The sequence below is a fragment of the Nocardia sp. GTS18 genome (assembly GCF_013839555.1).
GTDB lineage: Bacteria > Actinomycetota > Actinomycetes > Mycobacteriales > Mycobacteriaceae > Nocardia > Nocardia rosealba.
Window position 1 is genome coordinate 1 of the sequence record NZ_JACBIU010000014.1, and the last position, 18,021, is coordinate 18,021.

Annotated in this window: 14 protein-coding genes; 10 read left to right on the plus strand and 4 right to left on the minus strand. The window is 68.7% G+C overall.

What is annotated here, in order from left to right; all coding sequences use genetic code 11:
* The first annotated feature begins 467 nt into the window (after window positions 1-467).
* From HYG95_RS14045 to gatB, 7 genes are all read left to right on the plus strand, one after another.
* The gene (locus tag HYG95_RS14045) at window positions 468-2,105 is read left to right on the plus strand and encodes a hypothetical protein (protein WP_181698402.1); all 1,638 of its coding nucleotides are present in this window, start codon (window positions 468-470) and stop codon (window positions 2,103-2,105) included.
* 68 nt (window positions 2,106-2,173) lie between these two features.
* On the plus strand, window positions 2,174-2,344 hold the full coding sequence (locus tag HYG95_RS14050) for a hypothetical protein (protein WP_166655716.1): 171 nt from the start codon (window positions 2,174-2,176) through the stop codon (window positions 2,342-2,344).
* Window positions 2,345-2,416: 72 nt separating this feature from the next.
* Entirely contained in the window at window positions 2,417-3,226 is an 810-nt protein-coding gene (gene fdhD, locus HYG95_RS14055) for a formate dehydrogenase accessory sulfurtransferase FdhD (protein WP_181698403.1), read from the plus strand.
* Window positions 3,227-3,335: 109 nt separating this feature from the next.
* Entirely contained in the window at window positions 3,336-4,223 is an 888-nt protein-coding gene (locus tag HYG95_RS14060; RefSeq protein WP_181698404.1) for a hypothetical protein, read from the plus strand.
* Between the two features lie 28 nt (window positions 4,224-4,251).
* On the plus strand, window positions 4,252-5,286 hold the full coding sequence (locus HYG95_RS14065; RefSeq protein WP_067493464.1) for an ATP-dependent 6-phosphofructokinase: 1,035 nt from the start codon (window positions 4,252-4,254) through the stop codon (window positions 5,284-5,286).
* Between the two features lie 56 nt (window positions 5,287-5,342).
* A complete protein-coding gene (locus tag HYG95_RS14070) occupies window positions 5,343-6,722 on the plus strand; it encodes a S9 family peptidase (protein ID WP_181698405.1) in 1,380 nt (459 codons plus the stop codon).
* A gap of 44 nt (window positions 6,723-6,766) precedes the next feature.
* The gene (gene gatB / locus HYG95_RS14075; RefSeq protein WP_181698406.1) at window positions 6,767-8,272 is read left to right on the plus strand and encodes an Asp-tRNA(Asn)/Glu-tRNA(Gln) amidotransferase subunit GatB; all 1,506 of its coding nucleotides are present in this window, start codon (window positions 6,767-6,769) and stop codon (window positions 8,270-8,272) included.
* Between the two features lie 126 nt (window positions 8,273-8,398).
* On the opposite strand, the gene HYG95_RS14080 is transcribed toward gatB, so the two are convergent.
* Window positions 8,399-9,520 carry a PQQ-dependent sugar dehydrogenase gene (locus HYG95_RS14080; protein ID WP_181698407.1) on the minus strand — a complete coding sequence of 374 codons (1,122 nt, stop codon included), beginning with the start codon at window positions 9,518-9,520 and terminating at the stop codon, window positions 8,399-8,401.
* 90 nt (window positions 9,521-9,610) lie between these two features.
* Here HYG95_RS14080 and HYG95_RS14085 point away from each other — a divergent pair, with 90 nt between their 5' ends.
* Window positions 9,611-10,456, plus strand: coding sequence for a DoxX family protein (locus tag HYG95_RS14085; RefSeq protein ID WP_181698408.1), 846 nt, complete (start codon window positions 9,611-9,613; stop codon window positions 10,454-10,456).
* Window positions 10,457-10,532: 76 nt separating this feature from the next.
* Here the strand turns inward: HYG95_RS14085 and HYG95_RS14090 are convergent, their stop codons facing one another.
* On the minus strand, window positions 10,533-11,051 hold the full coding sequence (locus HYG95_RS14090) for a MarR family winged helix-turn-helix transcriptional regulator (RefSeq protein WP_181698409.1): 519 nt from the start codon (window positions 11,049-11,051) through the stop codon (window positions 10,533-10,535).
* Between the two features lie 85 nt (window positions 11,052-11,136).
* Between HYG95_RS14090 and HYG95_RS14095 the strand changes: the two genes are divergently transcribed.
* The gene (locus HYG95_RS14095) at window positions 11,137-12,756 is read left to right on the plus strand and encodes an MFS transporter (RefSeq protein WP_181698410.1); all 1,620 of its coding nucleotides are present in this window, start codon (window positions 11,137-11,139) and stop codon (window positions 12,754-12,756) included.
* Between the two features lie 55 nt (window positions 12,757-12,811).
* On the opposite strand, the gene ilvD is transcribed toward HYG95_RS14095, so the two are convergent.
* Window positions 12,812-14,653: a dihydroxy-acid dehydratase gene (ilvD, locus tag HYG95_RS14100; RefSeq protein ID WP_181698411.1), complete on the minus strand. Its 1,842-nt coding sequence runs from the start codon at window positions 14,651-14,653 to the stop codon at window positions 12,812-12,814.
* Window positions 14,654-14,958: 305 nt separating this feature from the next.
* On the minus strand, window positions 14,959-15,768 hold the full coding sequence (locus tag HYG95_RS14105; protein ID WP_370465793.1) for a PH domain-containing protein: 810 nt from the start codon (window positions 15,766-15,768) through the stop codon (window positions 14,959-14,961).
* A 304-nt stretch (window positions 15,769-16,072) separates the two neighbouring features.
* Between HYG95_RS14105 and HYG95_RS14110 the strand changes: the two genes are divergently transcribed.
* Window positions 16,073-18,001 carry an acetolactate synthase large subunit gene (locus tag HYG95_RS14110; RefSeq protein WP_181698412.1) on the plus strand — a complete coding sequence of 643 codons (1,929 nt, stop codon included), beginning with the start codon at window positions 16,073-16,075 and terminating at the stop codon, window positions 17,999-18,001.
* Window positions 18,002-18,021: the final 20 nt, after the last annotated feature.

Sequence of the window (18,021 nt, forward strand, 5' to 3'; positions counted from 1 at the left end):
AATGAGTTATGTAACATACACCAGAGTATTTGTGTATGTTACTGTGGCTGCTAGAACGTGTCTCTAGCAGATGTATTTTACGTATTCGCATAGATATGTATACACCTCTCTATTCGTGGGCAGCGTCAGATGTGTATAAGGGGCGCCAGCACCTCTACGGCGACAACCAAGCAGGCGAAACCTCCTCGCCCGTCCCGCAGGCCGCGAGGGGCTCGCACCCCGGCGGTCCCGCGTACGGCGGTCAACCGGGCGAAGCCTCCTCGCCTGTCCCGCTCCCCGGCGCCGCGAGGGGCTCCCATCCCGGCGGTCCCGCGTACGGTGGCGGTCGGCCGGGCGAGACTTCGTCGCCGGTCCCGCAACCCGGCGCTTCTCATTCCGGTCCTGCTTACGGCGGCGGTCGTCCTGGTGAAACCTCTTCGCCTGTCCCGCAATTCGGTGGTCCCGGCGACGCCCAGCGCGGCCCGCTGGTGCCGCCGCGCAGTGCACCGACCCAGCGCTACTCCGGGGAGTACCCGGTGCCGGGTGGGCAGCCGCCCGCTGCTTTCGGTTCCCACCAGAGCCCGGGTGACCGTCCGGCTCCACCTGCCCGGCTGGTCTCCCCGCCGGTCCCGGGTGGCACCGGGCCGAACCCGCTCCCCGGCACCGAACTCCCCGATCGCAACCCCGGCTTCGGCTCTCCCGCAGCCCCTTTCGGTGCCGAGAACGGCCCGGAACCACGTCCGGGTCAGCCGTACGGGCCGCGACCGGGCGACAGTTCGAACGCGCCCGCGACCCAGAAGTTCGACGCGGATCGATTCGGCCCTGCCGCCGGGCAATTCGACGACGAGCGATTCCCGGGGTCCGATCACGCACCGGATTCCCGGTCCGGTGGCGCGGCCAATCCGTTCGGTCCGTATGCGGCGGAGGCGAGTTCGGCGCACGGTGGTGATCGGTTCGGTCCGGACAGTGGTGACCGGTTCTCGCCCGACGACGACCCGGCTTCGGGAGTGCCGCGGCGTCCGGACGCCTTCGGTCCGCCGACCGAGCAGTACGACCCACGGTCCGCCGACGACCAGCGAAAAGACCGGCCCGGGGACCGTCGGGACCCGGCCCAGCCGGGCAGCGGCAACCACTTCGCCCCGCCCACCGAAGTATTCGGTCCGGAGCATCGGCGGTCGGCGCCCACTGAGCACTACGGCCAGAACGATCAATTCAGCCCGCCCACCGAACAATTCGACCCGGCGGACATCGGTGACCAGCGGTCCGCGCAGACCCGGCACTACCCGGACGCCCAACGCTCCGCGCCCACCGAGCACTACCCCGGTGGCCCGGAGGCGCGCCGCTCTGCTCCGACCGAGCACTACGGATTCGACGGGCCTGACTCACAGCGCTCTCAGCCGACCGAGCATTACGGCTTCGACGACCCGGATCCCCAGCGTTCCCAGCCCACCCACCAATACCGTGGTGGCGCGGCGCCCTTCGGTGCGCACAATGCCGTCGACCCGGCGAATCCGTACAACGAGCAGGCCGCCTACTCCCAGTACGACGACCAGCAGGCCTACGGCGACCACGCCTACCGCGACAACGACGGCCCCTACGGCCCCGAACCGGCTTATGTCCCGGAACCCACCTGGTCCCAACAGGACTCGAACCGTCGATCCATGCTGCTGCCGGTCCTCGTCGGCGTGCTCGCCGTCATCGTCGTCGCCATCGGCGGGGCGATCGGCTGGCGGCTGATGTCGGCCACCGACTCCAGTGACACCGCGGGCGCGCCGTCCACAGCGTTGGTACCCGCCGGACCCACCGGCACCACCGCGCCACGGGCGACCACCGCCGCACCGACCACCTCGGCCGGCCCGGTCACCTTGCCCGCGGGTGCGCAACCGTGCGAATCCGGCTCAGCCAGTGGCAGTTTCAGCAAGGCCGCGGTCGGCAACACCGTCACCAGTTGCCCGTTCGCACAGGCTGTCCGCGAGGCGTACGCGGGCGGTGGCAGCGCGAGCGGCGCCCGCGAGGTGGTGGCGACCAGCCCGGTGACCGGACGCACCTACACGATGACGTGCACGCCCGCGGGCAAGCTCGTCACCTGCACCGGTGGCGAGAACGCGGTCGTCTACGTGTACTGACGACCGGCTTCGCACCACGCCGCGCCGACCTGCGGACGCAGATATGCGAATCGTTGCATACTGTCGGTATGGCTGATGACGACCAGTGGTACTACTGCCTCAAGCATCACAAGGCCGAGCAGGGCAAGTCCTGCTGGTACGGCGATCGGATGGGGCCGTACCCGGACCAGGCGACGGCCGAGCGGGCGCTCGAGATCGCGCGGGCACGCAACAAGGCCGCCGACGACGAAGACGACTAGACCCGGCCGGTTCGCCTACCGTCGTTCCGGCGACGACGAGCACCACTCGTCACCGACTGATCGGCACACCTGATGAGCAGAGTCACCGCACGGCGCAAGACCGTCCGGCTGTCACCGGCCGGGCGGGTCGAACGCCCCGACACCCTCGCGGTCGAGGAGCCCCTCGAGATCCGGGTCGACGGGCAGTCGCTCTCGGTCACCATGCGGACACCGGGCAACGACATCGACCTGGTGCACGGGTTCCTGCTCGGTGAGAACATCATCGGCGCCGCCGACGACATCGTCACCGCCCGCTACTGCGCGGGCACCGACAGCGAGGGCCGCAACACCTACAACGTGCTCGACGTGCGACTGCGCGATCCCGTGCCGCTGCACCCGCGCAACCTCGTCACCACCGGCGGCTGCGGCCTGTGCGGCAAGAGCGCCCTCGACGAGGTGCGCACCCACACCCGCTTCCCGCTGCCGCCCGCGGTTCCGGCCATCGGCACCGAGGTGCTGACGCGGTTGCCCGGCCTGCTGCGCGAAGGTCAGAAACTCTTCGACGCCACCGGCGGCCTGCATGCGGCGGGCCTGTTCACCACCGACGGCACGCTGCTCGCCCTGCGCGAGGACATCGGCAGGCACAACGCCGTCGACAAGGTGATCGGCTGGGCGGTGCGGGAGAACCGGATCCCCGCGCACGACCTGGTGCTCGTGGTGAGCAGCCGGGCCTCGTTCGAACTGGTCCAGAAGGCCGTGATGGCGGGCATCCCGATGCTGGCCGCGGTATCGGCGCCGAGTGCCCTCGCCGTCGACCTCGCCGTGGAGTCCGGATCGACGTTGCTCGGATTCGTACGTGGCGAATCGATGAACATCTACTCGGGTGAAAACCGTGTGACCTGACGGTTTACGGACGAAGTGGGCGTTGGGCCATACAGCCCAGTACGGTGTCGGACACGGCTACCCAGCACCGAAAGCCCGGGGGAGTTCACAAACGAAAATGCTTCACATCATGACGAACAACCGACGCCACCCGATACGGGTGGCGCTGTCAGCACTGCTGGGCGTTGCCGTATTGGTCACCGCGGGCTGTGGTTCCGACAGCAGCCCCGCCGCACCGCAGGTCACCACGAAGAGCCCGGCCACCTTGCCGGGCGGTCCGGTGACAGCCGAGGTCTCCGTCGCGGTGCCAGGCAGCCTGGCCGCCGACTTCGCCGATCTGCAACGCGGGCTCCGCGGCAGCGTGGGGATGGCGATCATGCCGGTCGCCGGGACCAAGATGGTCACCTTCGGCGACTGGACGACCGGCCCCGCCTGGTCGACGATCAAGGTGCCGCTCGCCATCGCGGTCTCGCGTCGCAGCAGCGCCTACAACTCGTCGGTGAATGCCGCCATCACCGCCTCCGACAACGCCGCCGCCGATGCTCTGTGGTCGACCTTCGGCGACAACGCCGACGCGGCCGCCGCGGTGGAAGGGGTCCTGCGCGAGGGCGGCGACGCCACGACGACCGTGCCGACCGTGCGTACCCGCTCGGACGCCTCCATCTACGGCCAGGCCGAGTGGGCGCTGGCCGATCAGGTCCGGTTCGCCGCCCAGCTGCCGTGCCTGCCACAGAGCGAGCGGGTGGTGGGTTTGATGCAGCAGATCGTGGTCAGCCACCGCTGGGGCCTCGGGGCATTCACCAGCGCCGAGTTCAAAGGCGGGTGGGGACCGGATACGGCCGGAAAATACCTGGTCCGCCAGTTCGGGCTGATCGATTCGCCCTCGGGCCGCATCGCGGTTGCCTTTGCCGCCAAACCCGATTCGGGCGCTTTCGCCGACGGTATGACCATGCTCGACAAGCTGGCGACCCTGCTCTCGGGTCACCTCGACGAGCTCGCCGGAGGCCACTGCCCCTGATCCGTCCCGGTGCGGCAAGATGAACGCCATGCGCATCGGAGTCTTGACCGGAGGCGGAGACTGTCCAGGGCTGAACGCGGTGATCCGGGCGGTGGTCCGAACCGCGAACGGCCGCTACGGCGACGCGATCGTCGGGTTCCAGGACGGTTGGCGAGGCCTACTCGAGGACCGCAAGATCCGCATCCACAACGACGACCGCACCGACCGGCTGCTCACCAAGGGCGGCACCATGCTCGGTACCGCCCGCACCAACCCCGACGTCCTGCGCGCCGGGCTGCCACGCATCCAGCAGACCCTCGACGACAACGGCATCGAGGCCCTGATCCCGATCGGCGGCGAAGGCACCCTCACCGCGGCCAGCTGGCTGGCCGAGGAGGGTGTGCCGGTGGTCGGCGTGCCCAAGACCATCGACAACGACATCGACTGCACCGATGTCACCTTCGGCCACGACACGGCGCTGTCGATCGCCACCGAGGCCATCGACCGCCTGCACACCACCGCCGAATCGCATCAGCGGGTGATGCTCGTCGAGGTGATGGGACGGCACGCGGGCTGGATCGCCCTGAACTCCGGCATCGCCGCGGGTGCGCACCTGACGCTGGTACCCGAGGAGCCCTTCGATGTCGCGCAGGTGTGCGCGATGATCAAGTCCCGCTTCCAGCGCGGCGAGAAGAGCTTCATCTGTGTCGTCGCCGAAGGCGCCCACCCCGCACCGGATTCCGGGTTCACGTTGCGGGAAGGCGGGATCGACGAATTCGGGCACGAACGGTTCACCGGTGTCGCCCAGCAGTTGGGCTCCGAGATCGAGCGCCGGATCGGCAAAGAAGTCCGCACCACCGTGCTCGGCCACGTCCAGCGCGGCGGCAGCCCAACACCCTACGACCGGATCCTGGCCACCCGCTTCGGCGTGCACGCGGCAGAGGCCGTGCATGCCGGACATTTCGGGATGATGGTCGCCCTGCACGGCACGACCATCGGTCTGGTCCCGCTGTCGGAGGCGACCAAGCAGCTCAAACGGGTTCCGGCCGAACGGCTCAGCGAGGCGCAGGCCTTCTTCGGCTGAGGCTGCCTGGCGAGGCGTTGCGTGGAGTTGTCGGTGGGCGTCGGTACCGTGGTTTCATGCGCACCGGTCGAGTGTTCGTTTCGGTTCTTGCAGTCCTCACCGCCCTGGTCGGCGGATGCTCCGGGTCCACATCGGATTCCGGGGAAACCACCGTGCACGGCAACTGGAACGGCGGGATCGAGGTGCCGGGGCAGACGATCCCGATCGGGGTGAGTTTCGCCGAAGACGGTTCGGCCACCCTCGACATCCCCATCCAGGGGCTGCGTGACGCGCCGCTGAAAGATGTTGTCGCCGAGCCGGATCGAGTCGAGTTCGCCCTCCCCGACGCGCCGGGCGACCCTCGGTTCCGCGGCAAGCTCGAGGGGGAGCAGATCACCGGTGACTGGTCGCAATCGGGCCAGTCGGCGCCACTCACGCTGCGGCGCGGCAAGATCGAGAACGTCGCCCGTCCGCAGGACCCGAAGCCGCCGTTTCCCTACCGCAGCGAGGACGTCACCTATCGCAGCGGCGACATCACCATCGCGGGCACGCTGACCGAACCCGAAGGGCCAGGCCCCTTCCCGGCGGTGCTGATGATCACCGGCAGCGGCCCGCAGGACCGCAACGAGGAACTGCTCGGGCACCGCCCGTTCCTGGTGCTCGCCGACACCCTCACCCGCGCGGGCTACGCCGTGCTGCGCACCGACGACCGCGGCGTCGGCGGTACCGGCGGCAAACTCGACGACGCCACCTACGACACCCTCGCCGGTGATGCCGCGGCCGGTGCGGCGTTCCTGCGCGAGCGGCCCGAGATCGACGACGCGAAGGTCGGCCTGTTCGGCCACAGCGAGGGCGGTTACCTCGCACCGCTGGTCGCGGCTCGGCCCGGCAGCGATATCGCTTTCGCGATCCTGATGGCGGGCCCGTCGGTGCCCGGCGCCGACGTGCTGATCGAACAGAACAAGGTCATCATGGCCGCCTCGGGCGCGCCCCAGGACAAGATCGACCAGCAGGTCGACTACCTCACGAAGTGGACCGCGATGCTGCGCGCCGGTGACCTCGAGGGCGCCCAGGTGTACTCCCAGCAGCACAACGAGTCCTTACCCGAGAACGAGCGCGCACCGAAGGAAGCCGTCGACTCGTTCAACACCCCCTACATGACCTCGTTCATGACCTTCGACCCACAGCCGTCACTGCGTGCGTTGCGCGTGCCGGTGCTCGCCTTCTTCGGCGGCAAGGACCTGCAGGTTCCCGCCGCCCAGAGCGAGGGGCCCATGCGCGAGGCGCTGGCGGGCGCGCCCGACCCGACGGTGCACACCTTCCCCGGCCTCAACCACCTGATGCAGCCCACCGAGACCGGCAACCCCAGCGAATACTCGAGCATCGAAACCACCGTCGATCCGGCCGTTCTCACCTACGTCACCGACTGGCTCACCCGCCGTGTCCCGCCGCGCTAGGACCACCGGCCGCCGCCGTGAGCGGCTTACATAGACTGCTAGGCATGAGCGCACCCACGGTCGAGTTGATGGATTACGCCGATGTCATCTCCCGGTACGAGCCGGTGCTCGGCATGGAGGTCCACGTCGAGTTGTCCACGGCGACCAAGATGTTCTGCGGTTGCCCCACCGAGTTCGGCGCCGAACCCAATACCCAGGTGTGCCCGGTGTGCCTCGGGCTCCCCGGCTCGCTGCCGGTCGTGAACGAGAAGGCCGTCGAGTCGGCCATCCGCATCGGCCTGGCGCTGAACTGTTCGATCACCCCGTGGGGCCGGTTCGCGCGCAAGAACTACTTCTACCCGGATCAGCCGAAGAACTACCAGATCAGCCAGTACGACGAGCCCATCGCCACCGAAGGTTTCCTCGACGTGGTGCTCGACGACGGCAGCACATTCCGCGTCGACATCGAGCGCGCCCACATGGAGGAGGACACCGGCAAGTCGCTGCACGTGGGCGGTGCCACCGGCCGCATCCACGGCGCGAGCCACTCGCTGCTCGACTTCAACCGGGCGGGTGTGCCGCTGATCGAGATCGTCACCAAGCCGATCACCGGGGCGGGCGAACGCGCCCCCGAGGTGGCTCGCGCCTACGTCACCGCGCTGCGCGAGGTGCTGCGCTCGCTCAACGTGTCCGACGTGAAGATGGAGCAGGGCTCGCTGCGCTGCGACGCCAACGTGTCGCTGATGGCGATCGGTGCCAAGGAATTCGGCACCCGCACCGAGACCAAGAACGTGAACTCGCTCAAGAGCGTCGAGGTCGCGGTGCGCTACGAGATGCGCCGTCAGGCCGCGGTGCTCACCGCGGGCGGGGAGATCGTGCAGGAGACCCGCCACTTCAACGAGGCCGACGGGTCAACGTCGGCGGGTCGCCGCAAGGAAACCGCCGAGGACTACCGGTACTTCCCCGAACCCGACCTCGAGCCCGTCGCCCCGGCCGCCGAGTGGATCGAGGAACTGCGCGCCACCATCCCCGAGTACCCGTGGCTGGTCCGCGCGCGCATCCAGGCCGATTGGGGCCTGTCCGACGAGGTGATGCGCGACCTGGTGAATGCCGGTGCGCTCGACCTGATCATCGCCACCGTCGAGGCTGGTGCCCCGGCCAACGAGGCGCGCTCGTGGTGGGTCGCCTACCTCACCGAGAAGGCGAAGGAACGCGAGGTCGCCCTCGCCGATCTGCCGATCACCCCAGCCCAGGTGGCCGCTGTGATCGCCCTGGTCGAGGCCAAGACGGTGAACAACAAGGTCGCCAAGCAGGTCGTCGACTTCGTGCTGGCCGGCGAGGGCGAACCCGCTCAGATCGTCGAGGCCAAGGGCCTCGGCATGGTCAGCGACGACACCGCCCTGCAGGCCGAGGTCGAAAAGGCCCTCGCCGCCAACCCCGATATCGCCGACAAGATCCGCTCGGGCAAGGTCCAGGCGGCGGGCAAGATCGTCGGCGACGTCATGAAGGCCACCCGTGGCCAGGCCGACGCCGCCAAGGTCCGCGAACTGGTCCTCGCCGCCTGCAGCTGAAAACCGCGGTAGCCCAACTACTCTCACCGTCCAGGTGAGGGGGTTGGGCGCCCTGCCGTCGACCGGACGCGTGTGTCGCCAGGGCGTGCGGCTTTCGGCGGCACGCCCCGTCGGCCGCGGAACGCTTTAGTCCGGGCCGCCCGCACCGCCCTGCGGCGGTGGGATGCGCACCACGCGGTCGTCGAATTCGCCCGGGGTGCCGTCGGTTTTGTTGACCGTGCTCACCCACACGCTGCCGTCGGCACCGGCGGTGGCGCCGAGTAGCTTGCCGTACTTGTCCTGGGCGATCAGGGTGGGTGCCGTGGTGACCGCGAAGGTGCTCGGATCGGCGGTGACGGCGGCCAGTGCTTTGCCCTCGGTGAGGGCGACGGCCACGCCGTCGGTGGTCGCCGCGCACCCGCCGACACCGGGACGGTCGGGCCAGGTCCACGACACGGTGACGGTGCCGTCGGTGCCGAGATGCTGCAGGCGGTCCTCGGCGGCGGTGCGGTCGGTGACCCACATGCCGTCCTTGCCGTCACGGCACAGGTCACCGGCGCTGCCGATGCCTGAGGCGACCACCTGCGGAGTGTTAGCGCCCGAGGACGGTGAGTCCAACCGCAACAGTTTCCCCCCGAGCGAGCCCGGATCGGCCGCGGCGCCGGGGTTGCCCGCGTCACCGGTGAGGACCAGCAACTGGTTCGGTGTCGCCCATTCCAGCGCGCCGCGATTCCCGGTGGCGCCCTTGGGGATTCCGGTGAGAATCTCCTTCGGCGCGCCGTCGCGGGACAGGCGGACCACCCGGTTGTCGCTGCCGGTGGTGATGTAGGCGTACATCAGCCCGTCCTCGGAGAAGGTGGGCGACAAGGTGATATCGGAGATGCCACCGTCGCCCGACCCGTCGACGGGCAGCACCGCGACCTCCTCCGGCGGCGGCTGCGGAGTGCTCGCGTCGACCGGCGTCACCGACAGGATGCGACCGGTGCGGCGCTCGGCGACCAGCGCGCTGTCACCCACCGCGATCAGTCCGGCGGCCGAATCGAGGCAGGTGCCGATGACATTGGGATCGGGGTCGATACACGGTCCGGTCGGGCGCGGCGCCTGCGAGGGCGAGTCCTGTGGCGGCTTCGGTTCCGCGTTGGCACCGCCGATCGACGGCTCGGTGGTGAACGGGCTCGACGCCGACTCGTCGAAACGGGCACACCCGGCGACCAGAATCGTGCCGAGCGCCAACCCGACTGCCACGCGGCCCGCGAATACCGAACTCATGGTGCAGACGTTACCGGCAGTCGAGCGGGGCTGACACGCCTGATGCGGCGAAGGGCGGCGCACCGCGAGCCCACGTCCTAAGGTGAGACCGTGACCGACAAGTCGAACGACACTTCCCCCGACGACGCGACGGCGCGGGCCGGAGAGGCCGTATCCGCGGCGGGTCGGCCGGTGACCAGCCCCTACGATTCGCCGACCACGCAGATGCGCAAGCCCGACCCCAAGGACGTGCCGCGCACCGACGAGGACCTCGGCCTGGATCCCGGCGACGAGGTCCCCACCGCGAGCAGCGCCAAGACCGGCGCCGACCGCGACGACGACTACGGCTACGCGACGATCCCACCTGCGACGGCGGCATCGGCGGAATCGGTTCGCCTGCAGCGCCGTAACCGCGAGGCCCGGCGCGGCACCCTCGACTTCGGCTTGTTCGTGCTGCGCCTGGTGGTCGGCGGCACCTTCATCTACCACGGTCTGCAGAAGCTGACCGGCTGGTTCCACGGTCCCGGCATCGACGGAACCAAGGACATGATGGCCGGTGGCGGCTGGGACCACCCGTCGCTGGCCACCGCCCTGGTGATCGCCGGTGAACTCGGCGGCGGCGTGCTGCTTGTCCTCGGCCTGGCCACCCCGCTCGCCGCGGGCGCCGTCCTCGCGACCATCTCGAACGCCTGGATGTGGAAGCAGGGCATGATCCCTGGTTTCCAGTACAACGCGGCGACCAAGTCCGGCGTGGAGATCGACACCATTCTCGCCGGCGCGGCCCTGGCGATCATTCTCACGGGCCCCGGCCGCTGGTCCCTCGACCGCACCCGAGGCTGGGCCACGCGCCCCGCGTACGGCTCCTTCGTGGTGGTCCTGCTGGCCATCGCCGCCGCCATCGGCACCTACTGGTTCCTCCACGGCGGCAACCCCTTGAAGGGCATCGGCCCCTTCTGAGCTGATACGCCTCGCTGGTCCAATTCGATCCGGACTCAGGTCTGATTCGGTACGCGGCCGCAGGAGGTGCGTGGAGTCAGCCGGTACCCGGTGAGTTACCCATGTCCTTGCCTGGAGGCGGCGGAGCGGGTTCGGACAGGTGGGCGGTCATGGTGGCGTGGATATCGGCCAGGAACGCCTCGAATCGGCGCAGGTCCTCGGGGGAGTACTTTCCCATGACCGATTCTTCGACCTTCGTTCCCAGCGGGCCGAAGAAGTCGTTGGCGAGGGCGTGGATGCGTGGGGTGCTGCGCAGCGTGATGACGCGGCGGTCGTCGTGTTCGCGGCTGCGGACGATGTGACCGGCCTGCTCGAGCCGGTTCAGCAGCGCGGTGGTCGCGCTGTTGGACAACGAGATCCGCTCACTGAGGCGCGCCGGTGACAACGTGCTGCCACGTTCCTCGGCGCTGAGGATTTCGATCAATGCCTCGGCGTCGGTGGAGTGCAACCCGAGCCAGCCGGCGAAGCGGCGGGTGAACTCACGATAGTTCGCGCCGTACGCCCGCATGCCCTCGTGGATCCGTTCGTACCGGCCGTACGCCTCCGACTGGCTCATGGGTTCCTTTCGCATCGTTTGACATCCTATTGCCCAGAATCTACTTTGATGATGGAAATATTCCATCATGGAAATAGGAGTGACGATGAGTCAGGATTCGTCCGTTCGCCGATGGCTCGGCTTGATCGCCATCGCCCTCGGCGTGGCGTTGATCGTGGTCGACACCACGATCGTGAACGTGATCATCCCGTCGATCATCGAAGACCTGCGGACGGGTTCTGCCGAGGCGCAATGGATTCAGGAGTCCTACGCGATCGTCTTCGCGGCGCTGTTGCTGGTGGTGGGCCGGGTCGCCGACATCGTCGGTGCGCGCAGGATGTTCGTCACCGGTGTGGTGGTGTTCGGTGCGACGAGCATCCTGGCCGGGCTCGCACCGGACGGCGGCCTGCTGGTCGTCGCCCGGTTCCTGCAGGGTGCGGGCGCGGCGATGATCCTGCCCACCTCGCTGGCCCTGCTCAACGCCACCTTCACCGGCAAAGCGCGTGGTCAGGCGTTCGCCGTCTGGGGTTCCACGATCGGTGCGGCGGCGGCACTCGGCCCGCTGCTCGGTGGGTGGCTGGCCGAACACGCCTCGTGGCGTTGGGCATTCGGCATCAACGTGCCGCTGGCCGTGCTGATCGTGATCGGTGTGCTGACGTGTATCGCGCCGTCGCCGAAGGTGGCGGGCCGCCTCGATGTGTTCGGCTCCCTGCTGTCGGTGCTCGGGCTCGGGTTGCTCGCCTTCGGTCTCATCGAAGGCCGCACCTACGGGTGGATCAGCACCGTGCAGCCGATGGAGATCGGCGGATTCAGCTGGGGCAGCGGTCCTTCGCCCGTTCTGGTCGCACTTGTGCTCAGTGCGCTCGCGCTGGGTGGATTCGTGGTGCGACAGGTGCTGCTGCGCCGCACCGGCAATGCCGACAAGGCGCTGATGGACCTGAGCCTGTTCGCGCTCGCCTCGTTCCGCAACGGCAATATCGCCACCCTGATCATCGGTCTCGGCGAGTTCGGCATCGTCGCCGTGCTGCCGCTGTGGATGCAGTTCACCCTCGGCTACAGCGCGCTGCAAGCCGGACTCGCCCTGGTGCCGATCGCCATCGGCAGCTTCGTCGCCAGCGGCGTGAGCTTCGGCATGGCCGGGTCGGCGTCACCGCTGAACCTGGTCCGGCTCGGCCTCGGACTCGAGGTGATCGGGCTGGCCGCGCTCGGTTTCTTCGCCGCTACCGACAGTTCGTGGTGGTCGGTCGCGCTGGTGCTGTTCCTGTACGGCATCGGCGTCGGTTTCGCGACGGCCCAGGTGACCAATGTGGTCCTGGCCGACATTCCCGAAGCCGACAACGGTCAGGCCTCCGGCATCCAGAGCGCCTTCCGTCAACTCGGCTCCGCCCTCGGCATCGCCCTGCTGACCACGGTCTTCTTCACCACCCTGAGCGCGCGGGTCGACGACGACCTCACCGCAACCGGCGTGCCCGCGGCCGAAGCTCGGCAGTACGCCCACGCCGTCACCGGCAGTGCGGGCGCGGCGATCGAAGGCTTTGCCGCCCAACCGGATACACAGCAGGTGGCCGAAGTCGGTCGCACCGCGATGACCTCGGGCGTGCACACCGGCGCCTACCTCGCGGCGGGCTTCGTCCTGCTCGGCCTGGTTGCCACCGCCCTGATCCCCGCCCGAACCGGCCGCGACGACGAGTCGCCGACGCAACCGAAACAACCCGCCCTCGCCTAGGGTGGGAACGAGTCAGGCCCCTCACGGACTCCGTGAGGGGCCTGACTGGTTTCGACTACGGCAGCTGGCGGACTGCGCCCTTGTCGGCCGAGGTGGCCAACGCGGCGTACGCGCGCAGAGCGGTGGTGACCGGGCGGTCACGGTTCACCGGCTGCCACGGGTGCTCGGAGGCCTCCATCTTCGCGCGGCGTTCGGCGAGCACCTCGTCGGACACCAGCACCTCGAGGGCGCGGGTGTGGACGTCGATGCGGATGCGGTCGCCGTTCTCGATCAGGCCGATGACACCACCGGAGGCGGCCTCGGGGGAGACGTGACCGATCGACAGGCCCGAGGTGCCGCCGGAGAAGCGGCCGTCGGTGATCAGCGCGCACACCTTGCCCAGGCCGAGACCCTTGAGGAACGAGGTGGGGTGCAGCATCTCCTGCATGCCGGGACCACCGGCGGGGCCTTCGTAGCGCACGACGACCACGTCGCCGGGCTGGATCTTCTTGCCGAGGATCATCGACACCGCCTCCTCCTGCGACTCGACCACCACGGCCGGGCCCTCGAAGGTGAACAGTTCCTCGTCGATGCCCGCGGTCTTGAGGATCGCGCCGTCGGGGGCAATGTTGCCGCGCAGCACGCACAGCCCGCCTTCCACGGTGTACGCGTGCTCGATGTCGCGGATGCAGCCACCGGCGGCGTCGGTGTCGAGCGAGGACCAGCGGTTGCTGGTGGAGAACGGTTCGACCGTGCGCACCCCGCCGGGGGCGGCGTGGAACAGTTCCAGGGCCTCCTCGGATGCCTTGCCCGAGCGGATGTCCCAGGTGTCGAGGAATTCCTCGTAGCTCGCGGTGTGCACGGTGGTCACGTCCAGCTCGAGCAGCCCGCCGCGGCGCAGCTCACCGAGGATGGCGGGGATGCCGCCCGCGCGGTGCACATCTTCCATGTGGTAGTCGGAGTTGGGCGACACCTTCGACAGGCACGGCACCCGGCGGCTGATCTCATCGATGGTCTGCAGATCGAAGTCGATCTCGCCTTCCTGAGCGGCGGCGAGAGTGTGCAGCACGGTGTTGGTGGAACCGCCCATCGCCACGTCCAGGGCCATCGCGTTGCGGAAGGCCTTGGCGTTGGCGACGTTTCGGGGCAGCACGGAGGCGTCGTCGTCCTGGTACCAGCGCTTGGCGATATCGACGATCACGGTGCCCGCCCGCTCGAACAGCGCCCGGCGCGCCGCGTGCGTCGCGAGAGTGGAACCGTTGCCGGGCAGTGCGAGGCCGAGCGCCTCGGTGAGGCAGTTCATCGAGTTCGCGGTGAACATGCCCGAACACGAACCACAGGTGGGGCAGGCGGACCGCTCGACCTCGTCGAGGCCTTCGTCGGACACCGCCTGGCTCGCGCTCGCCGAGATCGCGCTCACCAGGTCGAGCGGTGCGTGCGCCACACCGTCGACGACCACGGCCTTACCGGCCTCCATCGGTCCACCGGAGACGAACACGGCGGGGATGTTGAGGCGCATCGCGGCATTGAGCATGCCGGGAGTGATCTTGTCGCAGTTGGAGATACACACCAGCGCGTCGGCGGTGTGCGCGTTGGCCATGTACTCGACCGAGTCGGCGATGATCTCGCGCGACGGCAGCGAGTAGAGCATGCCGCCGTGGCCCATGGCGATGCCGTCGTCGACGGCGATGGTGTGGAATTCACGCGGCACGCCACCGGCGGCGCGCACGGCCTCGGCGACGATGTCGCCCATGTTCTTCAGGTGCACGTGGCCGGGCACGAACTGGGTGTAGGAGTTCGCGATCGCGATGATCGGCTTGCCGAAATCGGAGTCGGTCATGCCGGTCGCGCGCCAGAGCGAACGAGCGCCCGCGGCATTGCGGCCGATGGTGGTGGTGCGTGAGCGAAGCGGTGGCATGGGAGTCCTCGTCAAATGTCGCTGGGTGCGCTCGCGGCGGGCGCGCAGGGGGCTGACCTGCGCGGCACAGAGCGCGGGCGCGGTGCGTCCGGCAACCCTGCACGTTACTCCGGCGGGCGGTGGTCGCGTCGCGCCGGTCGTCGGTGCTGGGGTGGGGAACCGGGCTCGAGGCGGGAGTGTCGCTCCGGAGGGTGTCGCCGCGGTGGTGCCGTCGGCGCGAGGGTGCCCGGTGCCGTCAGCTTACCGGTGCAACTCTGTGCGGCATCGTGTGGATTCCCACAGTGCTCGCGGTCATACCGCCGACGTCACCGTGGCGCGTCCGGCTCCTCGGGTTCGGCACCGGCCTTCTTCTCGGGCGCGGGGTCGGTGTCGGGCGAAGCCGCCGACTCTGTCGCGGGGGCGACATCCGTCGACGCATCCGCCTCGGCCTGTGCCCGCTCGGCCGCGATCCGCTCGGCCTCGGCCTCCTCGGCCGCCGCGAAGACATCGGGCAGCCGGCCCTCGGATGCCTCGATCAGCTCACGCAACCGGTCGTAACCCACGGCGGGCAGTTTCACCTCGGAGTCGTCGACGAGCCGGGCCCGGATGTAACCACGCTTGGGGATGCTGATGCCCTTGACCTGTGCCCAGTCGAGGTGCTTCGAGGAGACCATCGTGGAGAGGTCGAGCCCCGCATCGGAAACCGTTGTGTGCGTGCGCATCACCCACCACACCGCGATCACCGGCGCCAGCAGCAGCCACCACAGGGCGATCGGCCAGCCGACGAACGCGAAGAACACGCAGAACGCCAGCACGAGCACGCCGATGTAGGCCAGCCGCGGCACCCCGATCACGTGCACACCCGGCGTCGGCTGGTTCTCCTTGCGCGGAATCAGCAACCACACGACGACCGCCGCGGGTACGACGAGCCCGATCCGCAGCCCGAGCGACCAGTCCTGCACGGTGCCGACGACAACGAAGATCAGGTACGCCAGTACCACCGCGGCGATGGCCGCGAGCCTGCCGGGACCGGCGGCGCGCAGGCCACCGGGTCGCGCGGGCCGACCCGTCGCGGTCGTCTCGTCGGCGGTGTGGGACGATTTAGCCGGTGGCACGGACTGATGCGGTGATGACACCCCACCATCCTCGCATCTCGGTATACGGACCCACGCAACCACTCGTGTCCCACATAATGGGACACGAAAGGTAGCCTGTTTGACTCATCGGTTCACACACGAATAACGTCGTAGCCGTGAATCGAAGCGAGCTCGTACTCGGCCGGCGCGTCCAGCGTTGAGCCTGACTGCCTGAGTCGAATACGTCAGCTCGCGTTGCGACGCGCCACCCTCGAACAGCCATGCGCTGATCGGGGGCTTTTTTGTGTTCCGGCGAATTCCGCGCCAGTCCGGAGTCAGAACAACACAGTTAGGAACGAAGACGGTGAGTGCACCTACCGCACGACCCGGGCCATCGGCCCGCAGGTCAGCGCCTTCAACGGGAGCCGCTAACCCGGCGACCACCCCCGCCCGTCGCCAGGTCGCGCCCGAGCGCGTCACCGGCGCGCAGTCGGTGGTCCGGTCCCTCGAAGAGCTCGACGTCGACACCGTATTCGGTATTCCGGGCGGTGCGGTCCTTCCCGTCTACGACCCCCTCTTCGACTCGAAGAAGGTCCGCCACGTGCTGGTGCGCCACGAGCAGGGCGCCGGTCACGCGGCGACCGGTTACGCGCAGGCCTCCGGCAAGGTCGGTGTGTGTATGGCCACATCCGGCCCCGGCGCGACCAACCTGGTGACCCCGCTGGCCGACGCCCAGATGGACTCGGTCCCGATCGTGGCGATCACCGGCCAGGTGCCGTCGAGCCTGGTCGGCACCGACGCCTTCCAGGAAGCCGACATCTCCGGCATCACCATGCCGATCACCAAGCACAACTTCCTGGTCAAGGATCCCGCCGACATCCCGCGCATCCTGGCCGAGGCGTTCTACCTGGCCGCCTCCGGTCGTCCGGGTGCGGTGCTTGTCGACATCACCAAGGACGCGCTGCAGGCCCAGACCACGTTCTCGTGGCCGCCGGAGATGCGTCTGCCCGGCTACCGTCCGGTCACCAAGCCGCACGGCAAGCAGGTGCGCGAAGCGGCCCGGATGATCCTCGAGTCCAAGCAGCCCGTGCTCTACGTGGGCGGCGGTGTCATCAAGTCCGACGCCTCGGCCGAACTGCTCGAGCTCGCCGAACTGACCGGCATCCCGGTGGTCACCACCCTGATGGCGCGTGGCGCGTTCCCCGACAGCCACACGCTGAACATGGGCATGCCCGGCATGCACGGCACCGTCGGTGCTGTTGCCGCCCTGCAGAAGTCGGACCTGCTGATCACCCTCGGCGCCCGCTTCGACGACCGCGTCACCGGTCAGCTGGACTCCTTCGCGCCCGACGCGAAGGTCATCCACGCCGACATCGACCCGGCCGAGATCGGCAAGAACCGCCACGCCGACGTCCCGATCGTCGGTGACGCGCGCGAGGTCATCATCGAGCTCATCGAGACCCTCAAGGCCGACCCGCAGTCCGGTGCGGCGCCGCTGCTGAACCTCACCGAGTGGTGGGCCTACCTCAGCGACATCCGCGACAACTACCCGCTGGGCTGGAAGACCCCGAGCGACGGTTCGCTGTCGCCGGAATACGTCATCGAGACCCTCGGCCGCCTGGCCGGGCCCGACGCGGTGTACTGCGCCGGCGTCGGTCAGCACCAGATGTGGGCCGCGCAGTTCGTCAAGTACGAGAAGCCGCGCACCTGGCTCAACTCCGGTGGCCTCGGCACCATGGGTTACGCGGTGCCCGCGGCCATGGGCGCCAAGATGGGTGCTCCGGAGAAGGAGGTCTGGGCGGTCGACGGTGACGGCTGCTTCCAGATGACCAACCAGGAGCTGGCCACCTGCGCGGTGGAGGGTGTGCCGATCAAGGTCGCGCTCATCAACAACGGCAACCTCGGCATGGTCCGCCAGTGGCAGACCCTGTTCTACGAACAGCGCTACTCCAACACCGATCTTGGCACGCACACCCTGCGCATCCCCGACTTCGTCAAGCTGGCCGAGGCGCTGGGTTGCGTCGGCATCCGCGTGGAGAAGGAAGACGAGGTCGAGGACGCCATCCGGCAGGCCCAGGCCATCACCGACCGCCCGGTGGTGATCGACTTCATCGTCGGCAAGGACGCCCAGGTGTGGCCGATGGTCGCCGCGGGCACCAGCAACGACGAGATCATGTTCGCCCGCGGTATCCGCCCGCTGTTCGACGACGACGAGCAGGTCTCCGAACCCGCCGTCATCCACGAGGCGATGGAACGTGAGCAGGCGGCATTCGAGAAGGGCACCGAAGCATGAGCGAGCGCAGCGAGCGCCGA